The organism is Streptomyces sp. UNOC14_S4 (genome assembly GCF_020740835.1).
In the GTDB taxonomy this organism is placed as follows: Bacteria; Actinomycetota; Actinomycetes; order Streptomycetales; family Streptomycetaceae; genus Streptomyces.
In genome coordinates this window covers 1-2,840 of record NZ_JAINFC010000728.1, presented here as the reverse complement: position 1 = coordinate 2,840, position 2,840 = coordinate 1, and the positions used below count along the sequence as shown (strand labels likewise).

The window sequence follows — 2,840 nt, the reverse complement described above, 5'->3', positions numbered from 1 at the left end:
GGGGCGCGGATCTCGGCGGGGAAGTTCGGCAGGGTGGACAGGTCGTTGCCGAACGACGCCGTCTCCGACGTGAACCGGTCACCCGTGAGCTGCATACCGTCACCCGAGTCCCCCGCGAACCGGATGATCACCCGCTCCAGCTTCCGCACCGACTTGGTGCCCGAGCCTCCGGGGCTGACGTGCGAAGGCTCCTGCGCTGCGGACGGCGGGGCGGCCCCGCTCGGCTGCGCGCCTGGTTCGGCCTGTTCGGCCGGGCTGCTGACCTGGCTGGTCACTGCTTCGGACCTCCCTCGTGGCGGCGGCTCGCACGCGGTGGTGACGGCCGGCGTTCCCACCCGCCATCGTACGGGGGTAAGGGTCGCCTACCTGGGAGGGAGCACAAGATCCCCGCCGCCGGACCTGGATGTTTTGTCGGCTTCTGAGGGGAATGTCCTGGCCGGAGGTGCTGTGCGGAGGGGGAGGCTCCGCTGCGTCTTTTGTCCTAGGACCGTGATCGCCGAGCCTCCCACCAGCAGCCTTCCCCCGACCGGCGGGGCATCAGTCGGTCAGGAGCGGAGATAGGTCAGAACGGCCAGCACCCGACGGTGATCCCCGTCACTCGGCGACAGGCCCAGCTTGAGGAAGATGTTGCTGACGTGCTTCTCGACGGCGCCGTCGCTCACCACCAACTGCCGCGCGATGGCGGAATTCGTCCTTCCCTCCGCCATCAGACCGAGGACCTCCCGCTCGCGCGGGGTGAGCCCCGCCAGGACGTCCTGCTTACGGCTGCGCCCCAGCAACTGGGCGACGACCTCCGGGTCCAGCGCCGTACCGCCGCGCGCGACGCGCACCACGGCGTCCACGAACTCCCGTACCTCGGCGACCCGGTCCTTCAGCAGATAGCCGACACCCCGGCTGCTCCCGGCGAGCAGCTCCGTCGCGTACTGCTCCTCCACGTACTGGGAGAGGACGAGCACGCCCAGGTCGGGATGGCGGCGGCGGAGCTGCACGGCGGCGCGCACACCCTCGTCGGTGTGGGTCGGGGGCATGCGGACGTCGGCGACCACGACGTCCGGCAGGGCGTCCTCGGCGGCGAACTCCTCAATGGCCTTCAGCAGGGCCTCGGCGTCGCCGACGCCTGCCACGACGTCGTGCCCACGGTCGGTCAGCAGGCGGGTCAGTCCTTCCCGGAGCAGTACCGAATCCTCGGCGATGACGACCCGCACCCTGTCCTCCACCACGATTTTTGGCCCCCAGTGTCAGCTCGGTGTCTTTCTCCAAGCATCGCATTGGGAACCGTCTCGGGGTTGCGCCGCTGGGCTGCGCCGCTGGGCGGTGCGCCTACGGGGGTGCGGCTTGCGCTGGCGCGCGGCTGCGGGTCGGTGGGGGCTGGTCGCGCCCACGCGGCGGAGCCGCATATCGATACAGCCCCGCGCCCCTGACGGGCCCCGGCTAGTGGACTCGCCAGGGGAGTTCGGCGGTCACTGTCGTCGGGCCGCCGACGGGGGAGTCCACGATCAGGAGGCCGTCCACCGAGTCGAGGCGTTCGGCCAGGCCCGCCAGGCCGCTGCCGTTCGCCGTCGACGCCCCACCCCGGCCGTCGTCGGAGACCTGCAGCATCAAGCGGTTCTCCGACCGCCACATCTCCACCCGCGCGCCGCGCGCCCCACTGTGCTTGCTGATGTTCTGCAGGAGCTCGGAGACCGTGAAGTACGCGATGCCCTCGATCGCCGCCGCGGGGCGTTCGGTCAGGTCCACCTCCACCCGTACCGGCACCGTGCAGCGGGCCGCGACCGCGGAGAGGGCCGGGCCCAGGCCGCGGTCGGTGAGGATGGCCGGGTGGATGCCGCGGGCGAGGTCGCGCAGTTCCTGGAGGGCGAGCTTCACCTCGCCGTGCGCGTCGTCCACCATCCTGGCCGCCGCCTCCGGGTCCTCCGTCAGCTTCTCCTTCGCCAGGCCGAGATCCATGGCCAGGGCGACGAGCCGGGCCTGGGCGCCGTCGTGCAGGTCGCGCTCGATGCGGCGCAGGTCGGCGGCGGCGGTGTCGACGACCACCCCGCGGTCCCCCTCCAGCTCCCACACGCGGGTCGCCAGCCGGGACGGGCCCAGCAGCCCCAGCACCAGCATCCGGTCGCCGTAGGCGAGGCCGCGGGTGACCCAGGGGGTGGCCAGTACGAGGAGCAGGCCGACCGCGCAGGTCACGCCGGTCGAGAAGGGGCCGTTCAGATAGACGGCGTTGCCCGCGGAGTCGCCGTACAGCTGCATGCCGGGCTGGTTCCAGTACGTCGGGTACAGCCACTGGTACAGGGGGTAGAGGAACAGCGCCCAGCTGACCGTCCACATCACCGTCACCACGCAGAAGACCGTCACCGCCCACGGCATGTGGACCAGGCAGTAGAGCATCTGCCGCCAGGACGTACCGCTCTTGAGCAGCGCCCCGATCCAGGCCATCGGGCCGCTGCGGCCCTTCGGCGGCCGTACGGGCTCGGGCTCCGCTATGTCCACGCGCAGCAGGACGCGGGCCCGCGCGCGCTCGATCGCGCCGACCGCGCGGGCGCCCATGAGGCCCAGGGCCAGGACGGGTACGCCGACGAAGGTGATCAGCAGGCCGCCGCCGCAGGCGAGCACGGTGACCGCGAAGACGAAGGTCGCCACGGAGATGGGGAAGCTGAGCAGGAGGTAGAGCAACTCCCGCCAGGTACGGCCCTCCAGCGGCGCGCGCAGCACAGCGGGTACGCGGTGTGCCCGCTTCTCGTCCATGGCCACTGCCATTGCCATTCCTTCGTCCGGTCTGCCGAATCGCTTGGTGTCTCCACCTTCTCCCTGCGGGAGGGGGCGGGACCATGTGGTGAGTTGGTGTC

General features: G+C 71.4%; 2 protein-coding genes and 1 pseudogene. All 3 read right to left on the bottom strand.

All coding sequences use genetic code 11. The features are described 5' to 3' along the window. Window positions 1-275: pseudogene (locus K6I34_RS34990) on the bottom strand (2-oxoglutarate ferredoxin oxidoreductase subunit alpha); the annotation flags it as partial. Window positions 276-545: 270 nt separating this feature from the next. Further along, the gene (locus tag K6I34_RS34985; RefSeq protein WP_121802068.1) at window positions 546-1,217 is read right to left on the bottom strand and encodes a response regulator transcription factor; all 672 of its coding nucleotides are present in this window, start codon (window positions 1,215-1,217) and stop codon (window positions 546-548) included. A gap of 214 nt (window positions 1,218-1,431) precedes the next feature. Continuing rightward, window positions 1,432-2,757 carry a sensor histidine kinase gene (locus tag K6I34_RS34980; RefSeq protein WP_374231107.1) on the bottom strand — a complete coding sequence of 442 codons (1,326 nt, stop codon included), beginning with the start codon at window positions 2,755-2,757 and terminating at the stop codon, window positions 1,432-1,434. Window positions 2,758-2,840: the final 83 nt, after the last annotated feature.